Annotated in this window: 12 protein-coding genes; 1 reads left to right on the forward strand and 11 read right to left on the reverse strand. The window is 74.6% G+C overall.

What is annotated here, in order from left to right:
* Nucleotides 1-81: 81 nt before the first annotated feature.
* Nucleotides 82-939 (reverse strand): phytanoyl-CoA dioxygenase family protein, encoded by an 858-nt coding sequence (locus tag LG396_RS24225; protein WP_225796375.1) that lies wholly within the window; start codon nucleotides 937-939, stop codon nucleotides 82-84.
* Between the two features lie 241 nt (nucleotides 940-1,180).
* Here LG396_RS24225 and LG396_RS24230 point away from each other — a divergent pair, with 241 nt between their 5' ends.
* On the forward strand, nucleotides 1,181-2,215 hold the full coding sequence (locus LG396_RS24230) for a DUF8094 domain-containing protein (protein WP_225796376.1): 1,035 nt from the start codon (nucleotides 1,181-1,183) through the stop codon (nucleotides 2,213-2,215).
* 9 nt (nucleotides 2,216-2,224) lie between these two features.
* Here the strand turns inward: LG396_RS24230 and LG396_RS24235 are convergent, their stop codons facing one another.
* The 10 genes from LG396_RS24235 to LG396_RS24280 all read right to left on the reverse strand — a co-directional run bounded on the left by LG396_RS24235 (nucleotide 2,225) and on the right by LG396_RS24280 (nucleotide 17,630).
* Nucleotides 2,225-3,394: a sensor histidine kinase gene (locus LG396_RS24235; protein WP_225796377.1), complete on the reverse strand. Its 1,170-nt coding sequence runs from the start codon at nucleotides 3,392-3,394 to the stop codon at nucleotides 2,225-2,227.
* Entirely contained in the window at nucleotides 3,375-4,028 is a 654-nt protein-coding gene (locus LG396_RS24240; RefSeq protein ID WP_027746016.1) for a response regulator transcription factor, read from the reverse strand. The genes LG396_RS24235 and LG396_RS24240 overlap by 20 nt, the downstream gene beginning before the upstream one ends.
* A 219-nt stretch (nucleotides 4,029-4,247) precedes the next feature.
* A complete protein-coding gene (locus LG396_RS24245; protein ID WP_037738548.1) occupies nucleotides 4,248-5,501 on the reverse strand; it encodes an ABC transporter permease in 1,254 nt (417 codons plus the stop codon).
* Nucleotides 5,498-6,226: an ABC transporter ATP-binding protein gene (locus LG396_RS24250; protein ID WP_018840824.1), complete on the reverse strand. Its 729-nt coding sequence runs from the start codon at nucleotides 6,224-6,226 to the stop codon at nucleotides 5,498-5,500. The genes LG396_RS24245 and LG396_RS24250 overlap by 4 nt, the downstream gene beginning before the upstream one ends.
* Nucleotides 6,223-7,605 carry a peptidoglycan-binding domain-containing protein gene (locus tag LG396_RS24255; protein ID WP_225796378.1) on the reverse strand — a complete coding sequence of 461 codons (1,383 nt, stop codon included), beginning with the start codon at nucleotides 7,603-7,605 and terminating at the stop codon, nucleotides 6,223-6,225. The genes LG396_RS24250 and LG396_RS24255 overlap by 4 nt, the downstream gene beginning before the upstream one ends.
* Entirely contained in the window at nucleotides 7,602-8,144 is a 543-nt protein-coding gene (locus tag LG396_RS24260) for a hypothetical protein (protein WP_018840822.1), read from the reverse strand. The genes LG396_RS24255 and LG396_RS24260 overlap by 4 nt, the downstream gene beginning before the upstream one ends.
* 167 nt (nucleotides 8,145-8,311) lie before the next feature.
* The gene (locus LG396_RS24265) at nucleotides 8,312-8,548 is read right to left on the reverse strand and encodes a ferredoxin (RefSeq protein ID WP_225796379.1); all 237 of its coding nucleotides are present in this window, start codon (nucleotides 8,546-8,548) and stop codon (nucleotides 8,312-8,314) included.
* A 28-nt stretch (nucleotides 8,549-8,576) separates the two neighbouring features.
* Nucleotides 8,577-9,791 carry a cytochrome P450 gene (locus LG396_RS24270; protein WP_225796380.1) on the reverse strand — a complete coding sequence of 405 codons (1,215 nt, stop codon included), beginning with the start codon at nucleotides 9,789-9,791 and terminating at the stop codon, nucleotides 8,577-8,579.
* 8 nt (nucleotides 9,792-9,799) lie between these two features.
* A complete protein-coding gene (locus LG396_RS39800) occupies nucleotides 9,800-10,963 on the reverse strand; it encodes a cytochrome P450 (protein ID WP_225796381.1) in 1,164 nt (387 codons plus the stop codon).
* A gap of 130 nt (nucleotides 10,964-11,093) precedes the next feature.
* Nucleotides 11,094-17,630 (reverse strand): non-ribosomal peptide synthetase, encoded by a 6,537-nt coding sequence (locus tag LG396_RS24280; protein WP_225796382.1) that lies wholly within the window; start codon nucleotides 17,628-17,630, stop codon nucleotides 11,094-11,096.
* Between the last annotated feature and the right edge of the window lie 13 nt (nucleotides 17,631-17,643).

The raw sequence follows: 17,643 nt of genomic DNA on the forward strand, positions 1-17,643 counted from the left end.
CCCCCCCCCGCCCCCCCCCCCCCCGGGGCGGGGCCCCCCCCCCGCGGGGGGGGGCCCACGGCTGCGTCTTCCGGTGACGCGTCAGGACCCGCCCGCGCCCTCCGCCGCGGCACGGACCCCGGGGACGGCACCCAGCAGGCGCAGCCGGTCGAGCGCCGTCTGCCGCGAGGCGATCCCCGCGGCACCGGCCGCCCACTCGTCCCACTCCGGCCAGCGGACGCGGTCGAACGTCGCGTCCTCGTACTCGTCCTCGGCGAGCAACTCCCCCACCACGCGCATGCCGTCGGCGTCACCGAGCCCGGGCCACCCCAGGTACTCGGTGCGCCACGCCAGCCGGCTCGTGCCGCCCACGGAGCGGTGCAGCAGATGCGCGTCGAAGGCCAGCACGTCGCCTGGCTCCGTCGGCAGCACGGTCTCGGGCATCGGCCAACCGGGGAACCCCTGGTTGGCGGGGTCGAGCCCCCGGTACGCGGCGAGCCTGCGCGCGTACGCCGGGTCGTGCGACCCGGGCAGCACCCGCAGCGCGCCGGTCCGCGCCGTACGCGGCTCCAGGTGGGCCAGGAACGTCACACCCGGCACGTCCGGGCCGACGTCCGTGTGCCAGCCGGAGTTGGTGGTGAAGCACACTGCGCTGGGCACCGCGGGCACGGTCATCCGCCCGCACAGCTCCGCGGAGCCCTGGAACAGCCGCGGGTCGTCGGCGATCAGGGACTGACTGAAGGGCGTCCGGTCGGCGGCCAGCGGCAGGTAGTCGCCGCGGATGCCGCCTTCGTCGTACGGGTCGGTGTCGGTGCCGAGGCCGCCGTAGGCGTCGGTGAGGCCGGCGGTCACCTCGGCGGTGAGCCGGCCGGTCTCCTCGTGCGTGAGCAGGCCGCGCAGCACCACGTACCCGAAGGCGCGGAAGTGCTCGATCTGTTGGTGGCTGAACAACGACGTCACGACGTCGTCTCCTCTCGTCTCGATGGCAGGTCGTCTCGCGCATCGGACGGGAGGAGGGCCACGGGCCCGTCAGCGTCAAACGAATCCGGTTCGCATGGGCCTCACCCTAGCCACGCGGGGCCGGTGTCCGCCATGGCGTATGTCCGCCCGCAGCGTCCGGGGGTAGGGCGCGGGCGGCGCGCGGCCTGTGCCTAGACTCGCCCCGACCACTGATCTTGACCGCATCGGGGGGTTACCGCCCATGGGCACGAACAAGACCGTCATATCCACCGCCGCCGCAGGTCTGGCCGCGCTCCTGCTGGCCACGGCGTGCAGCGGCGGGTCGGACGACGACGCGGGCGGATCCGGCGACGAGAAGGCGCAGCCGCGGCCGTTGATCAGCGAGAGCCAGGCCCGCAAGGTGCTGGAGCGCTACGTCGAGACCAACAACGAGGCCAACGCCGACCTGGACCGCAAGGCGCTCGGCGAGGTCGAGGGCGGGGCGTTGTACCAGCAGAGCCAGGCGCAGTACCGGCAGTTCCCGACGTACGAGAAGAAGTACCAGAAGCTCTACAAGAAGCCGTTCCACTACCGCGCCGACGAGGCCGAGTACTACATCCCCGCCCGCGGCGACTGGTACATGGTCGACGCCCCCGTGGAGGGCCCCGGTTACGACGAGGGCGACCGCAGCCTGCTGGTCTTCGAGCGCGCCGGCGGCGGCGTCTGGAAGAACGTCGCGTCCGTCGGCATCCAGGGCCGCGTTCCCGAGGTCGCCCGCGGCGACGGCGGCCTGCCGACCGCGCTGCCCGCCGACGCCGAGGTGGGCACCACGGCGCTCGACGGCCTCGACGACGCCGTCAACGACCTCTACCTGTCGGGCGGCAAGAAGGACGGCAGGGTCCTCGCGGACAGCGAGGTGCGCAAGAACATGGTCAAGGACCACACCACCCGCCGGGACTGGATCAGGCCCGAGCACGACGGCTACTTCGAGACCGAGTTCGAGTCCGAGAACCGCAAGTGGGACGACGCGTACAAGCCCGCCTTCCCTGACGTCTACGCACTGCGCACCGCCGACGGCGGCGCGCTGGCCGTCTTCAACTCCTACGACGCGCGGGTGGACTTCGCGACCCGGCCGGGCTTCCACATCATCCCGGGCGACGCCACCGGCCTGTACGTCAAGGAGAAGGAGCCGCCGGGCGTGCGGGAGTACTACGCAGTGCAGAACGCGGCGCACGTGCCCGACGAGGGCAAGGTCAAGCAGCTCGGCGGCGAGGTGGAGATGATCGGCGCGAGCTGACCGCCCGGCTCACCAGTCCGCCGGGTCCGGCGGCGGGAACTCCACCGTGACGGCAAGCCCGCCCTCCGGCCCCGGCACCGTGGTCACCTCCGCGCGGTGCGCGGCGGCGACGGCGCCGACGATGGACAGCCCCAGTCCGTAGCCGCCGCCGGCCGCCCGCGGCTGCAGCCGCTGGAACGGCTCGTACAGGTCGGGGATGCGCTCCGCGGGGATCCGCGGACCGCTGTTGACCACCCGCAGCATCGGATAGCCCGTCTCCCTGACGCCCGTCGCCACCCGCACCCAGCCGTCGGCCGGGGTGTAACGCAGCGCGTTCTCCACGAGGTTGCCCGCGAGCCGGGCGATGAGCCGCTCGTCGCCCGAGGCGGGCGCGGGGCGCAGCGAGGAGTGCAGGTCCAGCGTGCCGGGGGCGGCGCGGGTGCGGTCGTGCAGCACCTCGCGTACGACCCGGGCGAGGTCGACCGGCTCGGCGGCCACCAGCCCGCTCTGGCTGCCTGCCAGCGTCAGCAGCGCCTCGATCAGCCGCTCCTGTTCCTCCCCGGAGGCGACGACCCGCTCGCACACGGCGCGCAGCGACGCCGCGTCCGCACCCGGGCGGGAGAGCGCCACCTCGACCATGGCGCGCTGCAGCGTCAGCGGTGTGCGCAGCTCGTGGGAGGCGTTGGCGACGAACCGGCGCTGGGCCTCGAACGCGGCGTCGAGCCGGGACAGCAGCCCGTCGAAGGTGTCGCCGAGGTCCATCAGCTCGTCGTCGGGTCCCGCTATGGCGAGGCGCGCGTGCAGGTTGTGCTCGGAGATCCGCCGGGCGCGGCCCGCCATGATCCGCACGGGCCGCAGCACCCGGCCGGCCATCACCCAGCCCAGGGCGACGGACACGGCGGTCATCAGGGCGAGCGCGATGCCGGACTGCGCGAGCAGCGCCTGCAGCGCCGCCTCGTGGCGCTCGGTGGCCACGTGCCGGATGTCCGGGTCGCCGTGGCCGCCGGGCTGGGGGGAGTCGAACCTGACGAGGATGCCCTTGGCCGCGTTGCCGCGGGCGACGAGCGCGTACGTGATGGCGAGCAGCGCGACGCCGGAGACCAGGAAGAGCGCGCCGTACAGCAGCGTCAGCCGGAGCCGGACGGTCCAGCGGAGCCGGCGGCCGGTGCGGCGGGCGGGCTCAGATGCGGTATCCGGCATGGGGGACGGTCTCGATCACCGGCGGGTCGCCGAGCTTGCGGCGCAGCCTGCTGACGGTGACCTTCACGGCGTTCGTGAACGGGTCGGCGGCGCCGTCCCAGGCCCGTTCGAGCAGCTCCTCGGCGGAGACCACGGCGCCCTGCGCGGACAGCAGCAGCTCCAGCACCGCGAGTTCCTTGCGCGACAGGTCGAGTCGGCGCCCGCCGCGGCTGGCGAGGTGCTGCGCGGGCACGAGGGTCAGATCGGCGCGGGTGAGGACCGGCGGCACGGCGTTGGACGGGCGGCGGCCGAGCGCCCGGATGCGGGCGATCAGCTCGGCGAACGCGAAGGGCTTGGTCAGGTAGTCGTCGGCGCCGAGGCCGAGGCCGTCGACCCGGTCGGCGACGGTGGTGGAGGCGGTGAGCATCAGCACCCGGGTGCGGCTGCCGTGCCGGGTCAGCGCGCGGCACACCTCGTCGCCGTGCAGCCGGGGCAGGTCGCGGTCGAGCACGATCACGTCGTACTCGCGGCTCGTGGCTCGGTCCATGGCCTCCTGGCCGTCGTACGCGACGTCCGTGTCCATGCCGTCCTCGCGCAGGCCGGTGGCGACGGTCTCGGCCAGCTCCCGGTGGTCCTCCACGATCAGCACATGCATGCCGCCAGCGTGCCGGAGACCACGTAAGCCCTCGGTAACAGCCGAGGCCAGATACCCTCCCGGGCCGGGGCGCGGCCCGGGAGGGTGGTCGGTCGCCGAGGGCGGAGCCCCCGCTGCTCGGGGGGACAGCAGGGGCACCGCGGTCCTTGTGGCCGTGGCCGTGGCGGTGGCCGCGTATCGGTTCACCGTGCCGGCTCCCCCGTCTCGGCTCGCCGTACGTCAGGTGGTGGCCAGCGCCTCGGTGGGCGGCAGCCGGGCGGCGCGCACCGCCGGGTAGAAGCCGGCCAGCCCGCCGATGAGGAGCGTCGCCGCGATGCCGCCGGCCATCGCCCACACCGGCACCACCGTCGCCCAGTCCTGCGACGTGGCGTAGCCGACGGTCACGCCGATGCCCAGCACGACGCCGCCGAGGCCGCCGAGCGCGGACAGCAGCAGCGCCTCGCAGAGGAACTGGCTGCGGATCTGGCCGCGGGTGGCGCCCAGCGAGCGGCGCAGGCCGATCTCGGACCGGCGTTCGAGGACGGAGATGACCATGGTGTTGGCCACGCCCACGCCGCCGACGATCAGCGCCACTCCGCCCAGCCCCAGCAGCAGCCCGCTGAGGGTCTCGTCGGTGGCCTCCTTGGCCGCCAGGGCGTCGGAGGGCCGGGAGACGGTGGCCTCGTTGGGGTTCTCCGGGTTGGCGGTGGCGCCGAGGACGGACTGCACGTCGGCGACGGCGGAGTCCTCGCTGCGGGTGTAGATCGTCGTCGGGGTGCCGGCGAAGCCCAGCTCGTCCTCGGCGACGTCCCAGCCGACCAGCGCGGACGAGTCCAGCTCGGGTACGAGTTCGTTGTACGCCGTGAGGCCCACGACCGTGAACCACCTGCCGCCCAGCCACACCTGCGAGTCGGGCCCCGCCTCGTAGATCCCGAGCTGCTCGGCGGCCTTGGGGCCGAGGACCACCGCGGGGTAGCGGCTGGTCGCGCCGTTCAGCCAGCGTCCCTCGGTGATCTGCAGTCCCACGGACTCCGGCAGGTCGAGACGGGCCGCGCTGACGCTCAGGCCGCCGGTCTGCTCTTCCGGGATCCGGTCGTTGCGGAAGACGTTCGCGTCGATGCGGCCGACGGCCGAGACGTTCTCGACCTCCGGGATGGCCCCGATCATGGCCACGGACTCCTCCGGCAGGCTGGCCTGGGAGCCGGTGAACGACTGCCCGGGGGTGACCGTGAGGAGGTTGGTGCCCAGCGCGTTGAGCCGGCGGTCCAGGTCCTCGGTGGAGGAGGTGGAGATGCCGACGACGCCGATCATCGCGGCGATGCCGATGGCGATGCCGAGCGCGGAGAGGAACACCCGCATGGGCCGGGACCTCAGCCCGGACCCTCCGACCCGCAGCACGTCCGCCGCGGTCATCCGGGCGGGCTTCGGCGGGGTGGGCGGCGGCAGGTGCGGCTGTACGCGGTCGATCTCCGCCGTCGCGTGCGGCGCGGTCATCGGACGGCCTCCCGGGGGAGCCGGGCCGCGGGCAGGGCGGCGCCGGGGGCGGAGTCGTGCTCGATGGCGCCGTCCTTGAGGCGCACTTCGCGGGGCAGGGAGGCGGCGATGTCGCGGTCGTGGGTGATGACGACGACGGTGGTGCCGGCCTCGTGGAGCTGGTGGAGCAGTTCCATCACGACCGCCCCTGAGCGGGAGTCGAGCGCGCCGGTGGGCTCGTCGGCGAGCAGCAGGGGCGGGTCGCCGAGGACCGCGCGGGCGATGGCGACGCGCTGCTTCTCGCCGCCGGAGAGCTGGTGCGGTTCGTGGTAGAGGCGGTGGCCGAGGCCGACGCGGCGCATGGCCCGCTCGGCGAGGCGGCGCCGGTCTGCGCGGGTCCGGCCGCTGTAGAGCAGCCCGTCGGCGACGTTGTCCAGCGCGGGGACGCCGGGGGCGAGGTGGAACTGCTGGAAGACGAAGCCGATGGTGCCCGCCCGCAGCGCCGACAGCTCGCGGTCGCTGAGCCTGTCGATGTCGTGGCCGTCGATGCGGACGGTGCCCGCGGAGGGGCGGTCGAGCGTCCCCATGATGTTGAGCATGGTGGACTTGCCCGACCCGGACGGGCCGACGACGGCCAGCAGTTCGCCGCGCCGGATGACGACGTCTGCGGAGCGGAGCGCGGCGACGTCCCCGTAGGTCTTGGTGACCCCGGTCAGCTCGACCACCGGATGGGACGGGACGGTCACTTCGGAACCCCCACGGACATGCCTTCCTCGATGCCGTCGCCGGTGACCTCGACCAGCCCGTTGGCGAACATGCCCAGCTCGACGGGCACGGACTCCGTGCTGCCGCCCGCGGTCACCTTCTGCACCGCGTAGCCGCCGCCCTGCCGGGCGACGAGCGCGTTCACGGGCACCGCGAGCACGTCCTCGCGGGTGTCCGCCTTGAGCACCACGTCGACGGGCGCTGCCTGGTAGCGGCCCAGCTCGTCCTGTTGGCCGACCTCCAGTTGCAGGGGCAGCGTGGACTCCTGGTCCTCCTCGCTCTCGCCGCCGGCGCCGCCGGAGCCCGAGCCCGTGGCGGCGGGCGGGGTGCCGATGTCGGTCACCTCGCCGTCCACGGTGGTGCCGTTGGGCAGCTCGATCTCGGCTTTGGTGCCGACCCGTACGAGGTCCTCGAACTGCGCGTCCAGCTCGACCGAGACGACCCGCTCGGTGCCGGTCCAGTCGAGGACCGCTCCCTCGGCCTTGGCGCCCGGCCAGGTCTGCAGCTCCGCGACGCGCCGCGCGCCCTGCGCGGTCACGGCGTCGCCTGCCTCGACGACGCCGGTCTGCTCCCGGCCGAGGTCCTCCTGCCAGGCGGACACCGCGTCCGCGGTGTCCGGGCTGTACGTCTCGTCGACGGTGAACCCGGTGTAGCCGAGCTTGGCGAGGTTGCGTTCGAGCAGCTCGACATCGCCGCCCTCGCTGCCGTCCGACAGCGTGCGGTACAGCGGGGTGTCACCGTAGAGCAGCGGGACCTTCTCGCCGTCCACGCTGTACACGGTGTCGCCGCGCTTGACCGTCGAGCCCTCGTTGGGCGTCCAGGTGACGATGCCGGCGCCCGCGTCCGCGGCTTCGCCGCCGGAGTCCGCCGCGGATCCGGCGCCCTGGGCGGGCCGCCCGGCGTCGGTGCCGGCGTCCGGGTCCGCGCCGCCGGCCGCGGCGCCGATGGCCTGCACGGTGGTCACGTCGCCATAGCCCAGGGTGCCGTCCACGGTCTCGCTGCTGGTGAGCGTCGTACGTTCCACCTGGGCCGTCGCGGCCGGTCCCGAGGGGCCGGCGGCGGGCTCCTCGGAGTCCTCGCCGCCGAGCGCGCCGGTGGCGGCGAGCCCCGCCGCCGCGGCGACGCCGATCGCGATGACCACGATCAGCGCCATCCGCAGCCTGCGGCTCTTGCGCACCGGCTCGGGGCCGCTCGGTGCGCCGTCGCCGCCGGCCGGCGGGGCGGCGGTGGCGAGTTCGCCGCCGGGCCCGCCCGGTTCGGGGTCGCCGCCCGCGGTGAGCGGGCCGGGCGGGCGGACCTCCAGCGTGCCCGGCGGCCGCTCCCGCAGGTTCAGCTCTTCCGTCTCCTCACGGCTCGTCACCGCATGCCCCCGCCGATCCGCATGCCGCCACCGGGGTACTTGTCCTGGCATGCCTGCCGGGCCGGCTCGAACTCCGTCGGGTCGGCGGCACCGATGTCCACGACCATGCTGTTGCCCTCGATCTCCGGGTCGGGGAAGTCGGGCACGCCGTTCTGGCGGATGCACTCGGCCCACTCCGCGACCTTCTCGGAGTCCAGCGGCTCACCGCCGCCCGGGCCGCCCTGGCGCTGCGGCTGCTTGTCGCGGCAGGCTTCCTCCGCGGCCTTGAACTCGGCGGACTCCGGGTCGAATCCGCCCTGGTTGAACATGACGCCGCCGGTGTCCTGCACCGGGTCCTCGAACTCCGGTACCCCGTTGTCACGCATGCACTGCGCGTACTCGACCGCCTGGTCGAACGGGCTGCCCGGAGAGGCGGACGTGCCGCCGTCGGAGGAGGCGGCCTCGGAATCGTCGGAGCACCCCGCCAGCACGACACTGACGACGAGTGCGGACGAGGCGAGCAGGGTCTGCGCGAATGCGCGTTTGCGTGTGGTGAACATGGCCCCAAGTTCTACGTGAGCGCCGGTCACAGGGCGGATACAGAACGCCGCCGGCGAAGGTCGCCGGCGGCGGTTTTCATGAGAATTCGATGAATGGGGTTCTGTCGGCGGTGCTCAGCGCACCCCGGCGGCCCGCTTTATCCTCAGAAGAACTTCAGGGAACCCCGTCATTGCCGGGCGCTCTCCGCCCTGCCGGCCGCGTCGGTGCCGCCGTCGTGCAGCGAGATGGCCCGCCCGGGGCACCGTCCGGCGGCGCCGCGTACGGACCTCGCGAGCCCCGGGTCGGGGTGCGCGGTGGCGAGCAGCACCTTGCCGTCGTCCTCGGACTGGTCGAAGACGGCGGGCACGTGCATCATGCACAGCCCGGACCCCACGCACCTGTCGCGGTCGACCCGTACCTCCATCGTCGTCTCCCCTCCCGTCGCCTGCCGGTCACCAGGCGACCGGCAGGCGCTCCAGGCCGTAGGCGGTCGTGTGCAGCCGGAACGGCACCTCCGCGGCCGGCACCGCGAGGCGCAGACCCGGGAAGCGGCGCAGCAAAGCCGTGTAGCCGATGACGAGTTCCATGCGGGCGAGCGCGGCGCCCAGGCAGTGGTGGACGCCGTGGCCGAACGCGAGGTGGGCGGAGGGCTCGCGCGCGGGGTCGAAGCGGTCGGGGGCCGCGGTCAGCACCGGGTCGCGGTTGGCCATCGGCAGCGACACCACGAGGTGTTCGCCCGCTCTGACGAGCTGACCGCCGACGGTGACGTCCTCCAGGGCGGTGCGGGGCGTGGGCGCGTGCGGCACGGTCAGGTAGCGCAGCAGCTCCTCGACGGTGCGGCCCACCGCCCCGGGGTCGGCGCGGAGCTCCGCGAGCCGGTCCGGGTGTTCGAGCAGGACGAGGGTGCCGAGGCCCAGCATCCCGGAGATGTTGTCGAGGCCGGCGAGCATCAGCAGGACGCAGACGCCGCGGAGTTCCTTGTCGGTGACGTCGGCCCCGTGGTCGCGTACGAGCATGCCGAGGAAGCCGTCGTCGGGCTCCCGGCGCTGCCCGGCGATCAGGGCGGCCAGGTAGCGCGAGAAGGCGGCGCCGGCGGCGGCCCGCGCCTGCCGGCCGCGGCCCTGGTCGAGGTGGTGGCGGGCGCGGCGCAGGAACGCGTCGCGGTCGTCGCGGGGGACGCCGATCAGCTCGCAGAGCACGGCGCCGGAGACGGGGGCGGCGAACTGCTCGACGAGGTCGGCGGGCGGGCCGGCCCGTTCCACGGCGTCGAGGCGGTCGGCGACGATCTCCTCGATCCGCGGGCGGAGGCGGCGGATCCGGCGGACGGTGAACTCCGGCGTGAGGATCTTCCTGAGCCGGGTGTGCTCGGGCGGGTCGTAGTCCATGAGCTGCCCGATCATGTCGTCCGGGCGGTAGTCGTCGGGGTACGTCCCGGCCGTGCCCGCCGCGCGGCCGAAGCGGCGGCGGGTGGAGAAGCGGACGTGGTCGCCGAGGACCTGGCGCACCGCGTCGTATCCGGTGACCAGCCAGACGTACTCCTCGCTGTCGCCGGGGCCGACGCCGATCCTGGTGACGGGCCGTTCGGCGGCGAGGCGGCGCAGCTCGGCCGCGGGGTCGAAGCGCGATCTGCGGGTGTGGACGGGCGCGGGTCCGGGGCGGCGTGGCATGGGTCCCCCTACCAGGTGACGGGCAGCGCTTCGACGCCGTAGTTGGGCGCATGTGTCCGGTAGCGCAGTTCCTCGGGCGGTACGGCCAGGCGCAGCCCGGGGAAGCGGTGCAGCAGCCGCGGGAGGGCGATCCTGAGCTGCACGCGGGTCAGCGGGGCGCCGAGGCAGTAGTGGATGCCGTGGCCGAAGGCCAGGTGGGGGGTGACGTCGCGGGTGATGTCGAAGCCGTCGTGGCCGGTGCCGTCCCCGGCCGCCCGGTTGACGGCGAGCAGGGAGCAGACCACGACGTCGCCCTTCTTGATCACCGCGTCGCCGACGGGCACGTCCGCGAGTGCGGTGCGCGGCGAGGAGGTAGCGATCACGGACACGTAGCGCAGCAGTTCCTCCACCGCGCGGTCGGTCAGCTCCGGCTTCTCCAGCAGCAGCGCGAGCTGGTCGGGGTGGCCGAGCAGCAGCATCGTGCCGAGGCCGAGGGTGCCGGCGACGTTCTCGTAGCCGGCGGCCATCAGCGAGGTGCCGATGCCGGTCAGCTCACTGTCGCTGACGTCGTCGCCGTGCTCGCGGATCAGCATGCCGAGCAGGTCGTCGCCGGGGTCGCGGCGCTTGCGCGCGACGAGTTGGCTCATGTAGCCGACGTACGCCTTGCCGGCGGTCATCTGCTGTTTGCGGCTGCGGTTGCCGGCCCGGCTGATGTCGAGATTGCGGGCCAGTTCCGCCTGGTCGTCGCGGGGCACGCCGAGCAGGGCGCAGCTGACGAGCCCGGGGATGGGCCAGGCGAAGTGGCGCATGAAGTCGGCGGGCCGGCCGGCGCGTTCGAGGGCGTCGAGGCGTTCGGCGACGATCTCCTCGATGAAGGGCTCCAGCCTGCGCATCCGGCGGTTGGTGAACTCGGGGGTGAGCATCCGGCGCAGCCGGGTGTGGTCCGGCGGGTCGTACTGCAGGAGGTTGCCCTCCTGGATCTGGCGCCGCCGGTCCTCCTCGGTGTCGGCGGGCGGCATGGTGCTGAAGCGGTCCGCGTCGCCGAGGATCTGGCGCACCTCCGCCTGCCCGGTGGCGACCCAGTCGCGCGGCGTTTCGAGCAGCGGCGTCTCCTGGCTCATCCGGCGCAGCTCGGGGAGGGGTTCGAGGCCGTCCCTGCGGTTGTGTACGGGAATCTCCGGTGCCTTGGCCACTCGCGCGCTCCTTCTCGCTGAATTCGTGCGTCATTTCGGGGTGCGCCGGGTGTGCGGGCGCCCATTTCCGGTCCGCATGCCGGTGTACGGAATGCGGGTTGCCGAATTCCGTACACCGGCATGCGGCGGCTCATTTCTCCGGGGCCTCGTCCGGATTTCCCAGCCGCTCGGTGAGAATGCGGCCGATCTGCGCCGCCGGGGCGGATTTCAGCATTCCGAAGTGGTCGGCCTCGATCCGGTGCGGTTCGACGCTTCCGGCGACGTACGGCTTCCAGCTCTCGGCGGCGTCGGCGGCGGGGAGCCGCTCCGGGCGGCCCTCGGTGGCGACGAACAGCAGCAGGTCGCCGGTCGTGCGGCGCGGGGTGTGCTCGGGGGCGAACCCGGCCGAGTGCCGCATGACCTGCTCCATCCGCGAGCGCAGCCTGCCGCTGACCCCGGGCACCGCGGCTTCGTCTCCCCCGGGGCCGACGAGCCGGCCCTGCGGGGCGGAGGCGGCGGCGCGGCCTGCGGCGTCCTCGTTGGAGAACAGCGAGGTGCCGGCGCCGCCGTCGGGGTACGCGTCCAGCAGCGCGAGCAGTTCCACGCGCTCGCCCTGCTCCTCCAGCCGGGCGGCGACGGCCTGCGCGAGCATGCCGCCGAAGGACCAGCCGAGCAGGTGGTACGGGCCCTCGGGCTGCACGGTCCGCATCTCGTCGGCGTAGTCGGCGGCCATCTCGGCGACGCTCTGGGGCATCGGCTCGGGGCCGGCGAGCCCGCGCGCCTGGATGCCGTACACCGGCCGGTCCTGCGGGAGGTGCGGCACGAGGACCGCGTAGCTCCAGGCGAGACCGGTGGCGGAGTGCACGCAGAACAGCGGCGGGCCGCTGCCCTCCTTGCGCAGCGGGAGCAGTACGCCGAGGTCGCCGCCCCCCTCGGTGCGCCGGGCGCGCGCGAGCGCCTCGTCGTGCTCGGCGGCCCGCCGATCGCCCACGGTCAGCAGGCCCGCGGTGCTCCAGCGGGCGCGCTCTCCGGTGCGCAGCATCCGCTCCCCCGCCGGGCCGTACGGGCAGGCCACGAAGTGCTCGCCGGTGAGCCGTGTGCTGCCGTGGTAGCCGCGGGCGAGGGTGGCGCCGGCGACGTACAGGTCGCCGGCCGCGCCGGGCGGGACCGGGCGGAGCCGGTCGTCGAGGACGTAGGCGCGGGTGTGGCTTCCCAGGCTGCCGGTGGGCACCTCGGCGGGCAGCGGCGCGCCGGGGGCGGTGCGGTGGCGCAGCCAGGGGCCGGCGGTGCCGGGCGGGCCGTAGCCGGTGACCAGGGCGGCGTCCGGGTGGCGGGCGCGCCACTCGCGGGCGTCGACCTCGGAGGCGGCGGCGCCGTCCTCGATGACGGTGACCTCCGCGAACGACGGGTCGTCGGCGGGCAGTTCGGCCAGTGTCCAGAGCAGGTCGCGGGTGGTGAGCGCGCGGCGCGCGGCGTTCGGGTCGGGCCTGCCGAGCAGGACGCGCTCACCCGCGCAGAGCGCGGCGAGGAGCGGGGTCGCCACGGCCTCGACGGGGGCGCGTTCGTCGAGGGTCACCTGCCCCGCCGCCTCGTCGGACGCCGGGTCCGCGGGCCCGTGCGCGAGGTGGCCTGCCAGCGCGCGGTGCTCGACCACGACGCCCGCGGGCACGCCCTGCGGCGTCGTGGAGTCCAGCAGCAGCGCCGCGTGCCCCGGCAGCGGCAGGGCGGCGCCCGTCTCGTCGGCGGGGCCCGGTCCCGCGTACGTGCCTCGGGCCGCTGCCAGGACGGGGTTGCCGAGGGGGACGACTGTCATGGCGTGGTCGGTGGGCAGCAGCCCTGCGGTGGTCGCGGTGCAGATCAGCGCGCCGGGCCGGCTGCCGCGCAGCGGCGCGAGCGCCTGCATCGGCCGGTCCGGTGCGGTGAACAGGCAGGCGGCGCCGGCCTTGAGCACGCCGAGCAGCGCGACGGCGAGCCGCGCACCCAGCGGCAGCGCCACGGCGACGACGTCCTCCGCGCCGACGCCGCGGGCGGCCAGCCGGCGGGCGAGCATCCCGGCGGCGGAGTCCAGCGCCCCGTACGTCAGCGCGCCGTCCTGGTCGGTGACGGCGACGGCGTCCGGGGTGCGCGCCGCCCGGTCGGCGAGGAGGCCGACGACGGTGATGTCCGGCAGCGGCGCCGCGGTGCCGTTCCACTCCCGTACGAGGCGGTGGTGCTCGGCCGCGTCCAGCAGCACGTCGACGTCGCCGAGGCGCACGTCCGGGTCGTCCGCGACCTGCCGCAGCACGCGCACCAGGCGGCGGGCGAGCGCGGCGGCGGTGCCGGCGTCGAACAGCTCGACGGCGTAGCGCAGGTGGCCGTCGAGGCCGTCCGCGGAGCCGTCGGCGCGGTACCACTCGCTCAGGCTGACCGACAGGTCCAGTTCGGACGCGGCAGGGCCGAGGTCGAGGCGGCTGGTGCTGAGCCCGGGCAGCTCGGAGGTGTCCTCCTCGTCGGTGGTGCCGTCGTGCACGTCGAGCATGACCTGCACGACGGGGTGCCGGGCCGCGGACGGCGGCAGCTCCAGCACGTCGACGAGGCGCTCGAACGGCAGGTCCTGGTGGCGGCTCGCTTCGAGGTTCGCCTCCCGTACGCGGCCGAGGAGTTCGCGGAACGTCGGGTCGCCGGAGGTGTCGGTGCGCAGCACGCCCGGGCCGGCGAAGGGGCCCACCACGCCCTCCAGCGCGCCTTCCTCGTCCCGCCGCGGCAGCAGCGCGCCCACGGTGATGTCGGTGCCCGCGCCCAGCCGGGTGAGCAGCAGCGCCAGCGCCGCCTGCACGACGGCGAACGCGCCGTCCCCGGCGTCGTCCAGCTCCGCCAGCCGGTCGTGCACGTCGCCGTCGACTCGCAGCGGCACCTGCCCGGTGCGGTGCGTCGCGAGCTGCGGGCGCGGCCGGTCGGCAGGCAGCCGCAGCTCCGGCGCGAGCCCGGCGAGGGTGTCCTTCCAGTACGTCAGCTGGTCGCTGATCAGGCTCTCCGGGTCGTCCTCGCCGGCGAGGAGCTCGCGCTCCCAGAGCGCGTAGTCGGCGAACTGCAGCGGCAGCGGCGCGCGTTCGGGCGTACGCCCCTCGCGGCGCGCCCCGTACGCCGCCGACAGGTCGCGCAGCAGCACGTCCAGCGACTCGTCGTCGGCCGCGACGCGGTGCACGACGAGGAGCAGCACGTGCTCCGTCTCCGACAGCGCGAACAGGGTCTGCGTCCAGGGCAGCTCGCGCGTGAGGTCGAAGGCGTGCGCGGCGCGGGCCGCCAGCAGCTCGGGCAGCTCCTCCTCGGTTGCCGGGACCACCTCGGGTACGGGCCGGGCGGCGGCACCGCCGAGGACGCGCTGCCCGAGGTCGGCGCCGCCCCCGTCGGCGAACGTCGTCCGCAGCGTGTCGTGGCGGACGGCGACGTCGCCCAACGCCGCGCCGAGTGCGTCGCGGTCCAGCTCGCCGGTGAGGCGCAGCGCGACGGAGGTGCGGTACGCGGCGGAGTCCTCGGCGAGCCGGGACATCAGCCACGTACGCACCTGGCCGGCGGACGCCGGCACCTCGTCGGGGTGCTCGACGGCGCGCAGCGCGGGACGGGTCTTGGACGCCAGCATCCGCGCCACGCCCACCGGGGTGGGGGCGCCGAAGAACTGCCGCATGTTCAGCTCGGCGGCGAAGTCCTCGCGGACCCGCCCGGCGAGGCGCATCGCGAGGCCGGAGTCGCCGCCGAGGTCGAAGAAGCTGTCGTCGGCGCCGACCCGTTCGACGCCCAGGACCTCGGCGAAGAGCGCGCACAGCGCCTCTTCCGTCTCGCCCTCGGGCGCGCGGCCGGTGGCGCGCCCGGCGAAGTCCGGGGCGGGCAGGGCGGCGCGGTCGAGCTTGCCGCTGGGCGTGAGCGGCAGGCTCTCCAGCGCGAGCACGGCGGTGGGCACCATGTGGGCGGGCAGGCGGGTGGCGGCGTGCTCGCGCACCGCGTCGATGTCCGCCTCCGGGCCGCCGGGGACGACGTAGGCGATGAGGCGGCGGTCGCCGGGGCGGTCCTCGCGTACGACGACGGCGGCGCGGGAGATGTCGGGGTGGGCGGCGAGGACGGCTTCGACCTCGCCGGGCTCGACGCGGAAGCCGCGGATCTTGACCTGTTCGTCGGCGCGGCCGAGGAAGGCCAGTTGCCCGTCGGCGGCCCATGCGGCGAGGTCGCCGGAGCGGTACATGCGCGCTCCGGGCTCGAAGGGGCAGGCGACGAACCGCTCGGCGGTCAGCCCGCCCCGTCCGATGTAGCCGCGGGCGAGCCCCGGGCCGGCGATGTACACCTCGCCGGTGACGCCCGGGGGTACGGGCCTCATGAAGTCGTCCAGCACGTAGACGCGGGTGTTGCCGATCGGGCGGCCGATGGGGGGCGGCGGGTCGGAGGGGGCGATGCCGTCGTCGAGGGGGGTGGCGGTGGTGATGACCGTGGCCTCGGTCGGGCCGTAGGTGTTCCACACCTGAGCCTGCCGCGTCCAGCGGGACGCCAGGTCGGCGGTCAGCAACTCCGCGCCCAGCACCCAGTTCCGTACCCCTGTCACCGACGCCGGTTCGAGAACGGTCATGAGTGACGGCACCACGCTGGCCACGGACACACCGGAGCTACGGACCATCTCCGCCAGCGCCGACGGCTCCACCCGCTCCTCCTCGGAGGCGACGGCCAGGGTGCCGCCGGCGGCGAGCGTGACCGCGACATCCAGCACCGCGGCGTCGAAGCTGAACGACGCGAACTGCAAAGCGGTCACGCCCTCGGCCACACCCAGCACTGGGCGCATCGCCTCCGCCAGATTCGCCGGACCACGATGGGGCACGGCCACGCCCTTAGGGCGGCCGGTGGAACCGGACGTATAGATCACGTACGCCAGTTGCCCCGGTTCCAGCACCGTGCCCAGCGGCTGTGCAGACTCCGCCGCGATCTCCCCCGCCGCCTCGTCAAGCCGCACCGCGCCCTCCGGCGCGAGGTCCCCGGTGCTCAGCACCACCTGCGCGCCGCTGTCGGCGACCATGAACGCCAGCCGGTCGGCCGGATAGGCAGGGTCCAACGGCACATACGCGGCCCCGGCCTTCCACGCCGCGAGCATCGCCGCCACCATCTCGCCCCCGCGCGGCAGGCACAGACCCACCCGCGACTCCCGGCCCACACCGAGCCGGACCAGGTACCGCGCCAGCCGGTTCGCCCGTGCGTCCAGCTCCCCGTACGACAGCTCCTGCGCCCCGCACCGTACGGCGACCGCCTCCGGAGCCTGCTTCGCCCGCTGCTCGAACCGGTCCAGCACCGACCCTTCCGGTACCGGCAGCTCCGTCGCGTTCCACCCCGACACCACGGACGCCCGCTCCCCTGCGTCCAGCACCTCCACGTCCCCCACCCGCACCGACGGGTCGGCCACCACCTGCTCCAGCACCCGCACCACCCGCTCGAAGACCGCGGTGGCCGCGTCGCGGTCGAAGAGGTCCGGCCGGTAGTCGAGTTTGCAGCGCAGCCGTTCCCCGGCGGGGGTCACGACCAGCGTCAGCGGGTAGTGCGCCGCGTCCCGCGACATACCCGCCGGCCGGATGGTCAGTGCCTCGGGCGCGTCCGCCGCCCCAGCGGGCGGCGGGGGGAAGCTCTCGTAGAGCACCAGCGTGTCGAAGACCGCGCCGGGGCCGGCGAGGCGCTGCACCTCCGGGAGCCCGAGGTGCTGGTGCGCCATCAGTTCCGACTGGCGCCGCTGGAGGTCGGCCAGCAGCTCCAGCACCGGCTGCCCGCCGTCGAGCCGTACGCGCACCGGCAGGGTGTTGAGCAGCAGGCCCACCATCGCTTCGACGCCCGGCAGCTCCGCGGGCCGCCCGGCGGCGGTGGCGCCGAAGACGACGTCCGTGCGGCGCGCCAGCCGGGCCAGGACGAGCGACCAGGCGCCCTGCACCACGGTGTTGAGGGTCAGGCCCTCTGCGCGCGCCAGGTCCCGCAGGCCCTTGGTGACCGGCTCGGGGACGTCGCCGAAGACGTGCCGGGGGAAGACGGCCGCCCGCGTCGGGTCGGCGGGGACGACGAGCGTCGGCTCGTCCGCACCCGCCAGTTCTGCCCGCCAGGCGGCGCGTGCCGCTTCCTTGTCCTGGCGGCCCAGCCATGCCAGGTACTGGCCGTACGACGGCACTCTCCTCAGTCGCGAGGCGTCGCCCCCGGCGGCGTAGACGGCGGACAGCTCGGTGAGGAGGACCGGCATCGACCAGCCGTCCATGAGGATGTGGTGGAAAGTCATCACGAGCCGGTGCCGGTTCTCCCCGACGCGTACGAGGAGGAAGCGCATCAGCGGCGCGGCCGCGAGGTCGATCCGCTCGGCGAGCCGACGCGCGGTGAGCCGGTCCAGCTCGGCCCGGGCGTCGTCCTCGCCCAGCTCGGACAGGTCCGCCTCCCGCCACGGCAGCTCCACGTCGCGCGCGATGACCTGCACCATCTTCGCTCCGCTGACCTGCCGGAAGCAGGCGCGCAGGGCGGCGTGCCGGCCGAGGAGCGCCTGCCACGACGCGCGCAGCCGCGCCGGGTCCAGTGGTCCTTCGATGTCCAGGGCGGACTGCACGGTGTACACGTCGGGGCCGGTGCCGGCGAGCGCCGCGTGGAAGAGCATGCCCTCCTGCAGCGGTGACAGCGGCCACACGTCCTCGACCTGGGATCGACTCATCGCACTCTCCTCA

The sequence above is a fragment of the Streptomyces aculeolatus genome (assembly GCF_020400605.1).
In the GTDB taxonomy this organism is placed as follows: Bacteria; Actinomycetota; Actinomycetes; order Streptomycetales; family Streptomycetaceae; genus Streptomyces; species Streptomyces aculeolatus.

Coding starts and splice junctions, on each gene's coding strand:
- LG396_RS24230 (WP_225796376.1), top strand. CDS start 1,181: ATGGGCACGAACAAGACCGTCATATCCACCGCCGCCGCAGGTCTGGCC.
- LG396_RS24265 (WP_225796379.1), bottom strand. CDS start 8,548: ATGGAGGTACGGGTCGACCGCGACAGGTGCGTGGGGTCCGGGCTGTGC.
- LG396_RS24240 (WP_027746016.1), bottom strand. CDS start 4,028: ATGCATGTGCTGATCGTGGAGGACCACCGGGAGCTGGCCGAGACCGTC.
- LG396_RS24245 (WP_037738548.1), bottom strand. CDS start 5,501: ATGACCGCGCCGCACGCGACGGCGGAGATCGACCGCGTACAGCCGCAC.
- LG396_RS24235 (WP_225796377.1), bottom strand. CDS start 3,394: ATGCCGGATACCGCATCTGAGCCCGCCCGCCGCACCGGCCGCCGGCTC.
- LG396_RS24280 (WP_225796382.1), bottom strand. CDS start 17,630: ATGAGTCGATCCCAGGTCGAGGACGTGTGGCCGCTGTCACCGCTGCAG.
- LG396_RS24270 (WP_225796380.1), bottom strand. CDS start 9,791: ATGCCACGCCGCCCCGGACCCGCGCCCGTCCACACCCGCAGATCGCGC.
- LG396_RS24260 (WP_018840822.1), bottom strand. CDS start 8,144: ATGTTCACCACACGCAAACGCGCATTCGCGCAGACCCTGCTCGCCTCG.